Source organism: Pseudorhodobacter sp., assembly GCF_030452865.1.
In the GTDB taxonomy this organism is placed as follows: domain Bacteria; phylum Pseudomonadota; class Alphaproteobacteria; order Rhodobacterales; family Rhodobacteraceae; genus Pseudorhodobacter.
Map to the genome: position 1 here is coordinate 1 of NZ_JAKDLJ010000513.1, position 2,162 is coordinate 2,162.

3 protein-coding genes are annotated in these 2,162 nt (G+C 53.8%); all 3 read left to right on the forward strand.

Annotated elements, in window-relative coordinates; all coding sequences use genetic code 11:
- Window positions 1-139: 139 nt before the first annotated feature.
- Window positions 140-1,141, forward strand: a complete 1,002-nt coding sequence (locus L0H65_RS18820; protein ID WP_301460729.1) for a TRAP transporter substrate-binding protein — start codon at window positions 140-142, stop codon at window positions 1,139-1,141.
- A 96-nt stretch (window positions 1,142-1,237) separates the two neighbouring features.
- The gene (locus L0H65_RS18825) at window positions 1,238-1,729 is read left to right on the forward strand and encodes a TRAP transporter small permease (RefSeq protein ID WP_301460730.1); all 492 of its coding nucleotides are present in this window, start codon (window positions 1,238-1,240) and stop codon (window positions 1,727-1,729) included.
- A partial coding sequence (locus tag L0H65_RS18830) for a TRAP transporter large permease subunit (protein ID WP_301460731.1) occupies window positions 1,726-2,162 on the forward strand: 437 nt, incomplete at its 3' end. The genes L0H65_RS18825 and L0H65_RS18830, both read left to right, overlap by 4 nt.

Below are 2,162 nucleotides of genomic sequence, written 5' to 3' on the forward strand. Positions count from 1 at the left end.
GTTATTTTCTATCAAGGGGAGATTTTCGTTCTGACATGATGGAAGGCGCGTCGGCTACTCGCGCGCTCTTTTGTTGCCACGCATCGCATCTTTGCGGGCAGTTGGTCGTGCGCCCTGATAACAGTTCGAGGAGGAACACATGACACGACTAATTTCAGCGAAAACCATGCTTCGGGGTGCGGCGCTTGCCGCCGCATTTGGGGCGACACTTACATCTGCTACGGCGCAGGATATCACATTGCGCGGCGCCAGTATGTTCGATGAAAACCATGCCTTCACCAAGACCATGGAACGGTTTGCCGAATTGGTGAACGAGAAATATGACGGTGACGTCAAGTTCGATCTGCGCTTGAACGGCGAATTGGGGGTTGAAGCTGATTATGTCACCTTCCTTCAACAAGGCGTGGCCATTGATTACACGATCATGGCGCCTTCCAACATGGCGACGTTTGCGCCGTCTATACCGCTGATGGATATGCCGTTCCTGTTCCGCGACAAAGCCCATTGGGAGGCGGTGCTGTCCAGTGATGTGTTGAAGCCCCTGGAAAAGGAACTTTTGGATAAAGCCGACATCATGGTCATCGGCTATACCGGTGGCGGTGTGCGGAACATTCTTTCAAACCATCCGATCCACAATCTAGATGAGCTGACCGGGTTCAAAATGCGCGTCATGGGCGCGCCGATCCAAGCGCAAATCTTTTCGGCTCTGACCGCCGCTCCGTCGGCGATCGCCTATAACGAGGTCTATAACGCGATCCAGACCGGTGTTATCTCGGGCTTTGAGAACGAAGCGGCCAGCATTCAGAACCTCAAGTTCTATGAGGTTGCACCTTTTCTTTCGCTGACCCGCCATGCAATCACCGTGCGCCCGATCGTGATGAGCGGCAAAACATTCCGCACATTGCCTGAAGCCTTGCAAACCGCTGTCCTTGCGGCCGGCAAAGAAGCGGGTGCCTTCGGTCGTGAACTGGAATCGCGTGAGGATGGCGAAAAGCTGCAACAGATGGTTGATGCCAAACAGTTGACGGTGCTGGAATTTGAAGACCGTGATAAACTGCTGGAAATGGTGATCCCGGTGCAAGATGACTATGCAAAAAGCCTTGGGGCGACCGAACTTTTGGCTGCAATCCGCGGGATGTAAGCGAGGCAGGCAATCAAACCTGCGCATTCCGGGCACACGGGTTCGGAATGCGCTTCTCGGTTTTTCATGACGGAAATGCGGGCAGGAGGAATTCACTTGAAGCGGATACTTGAAGGATTTTGCCAATGCCTGCGGGTCTTGTTGGCGGCACTGATGGCGGCCCTCGCGATCCCGGTCGCGATGCAGGTGATTGCGCGTTATACCGGTATAATCCCTGTCTATCTGTGGACCGAAGAGCTCGCCACTTTCATCTTCGTCTGGATGGTTATGGTCGGTTCAATGATCGCAGTTTGGGAGGGCTCTCATTTCGATGTTCAGGTAACACCTGACGCCACCCGCCCGCTGACGATTTTCCTACAAAAAGGCATCGTTTTGTTTTTGATCGGGGCGTTTGCGTTGGTCTTTGCGTGGTATGGCATCGAATATGCTGAGTTCGGCTATTTGCAGAACACTGTAATGATGCAGGCAAACAAGCTGATCACCTTTATTTCCGTGCCGGTTGCAGGCGTAGTTTGGGCGGTCTTTGCCTTCTACCGATTGGCCGAAGCCTTCATCGAATATCGCAATTCAGAGAAAGCACTGTCATGATTGTTTCAACAGGTCTTGCCTGCGCCATCATGGTTGGCGGATTTCTTTTGCTGGTGCTGATCCGGCTTCCGGTGGCTTTTGCGTTGGGTATTGCAACCGTGCCGGTGGTGCTGATGGATATGCGGCTGACGCCGTTCATCGTCCTTGACCGCATGTTCCAGTCGTATAATTCGTTCATCTTGCTGGCCGTGCCGTTTTTCCTGCTGGCTGCGAACCTGATGAACTCCGGCAAGATCACCGATAAGTTGATAGATCTGTCGCGCGTCCTGACTGGTTGGATGCCGGGTGGGCTTGGCCATGTGAACGTCGCGGTGTCGATGCTGTTTGCCGGGATTTCGGGGTCATCGACTGCCGATGCGGCAGGCTGCGGCAAGATTTTGATCCCCGCGATGGTAAAGGAAGGGTATGACACCCGCTTCGCCATTGCGATCAC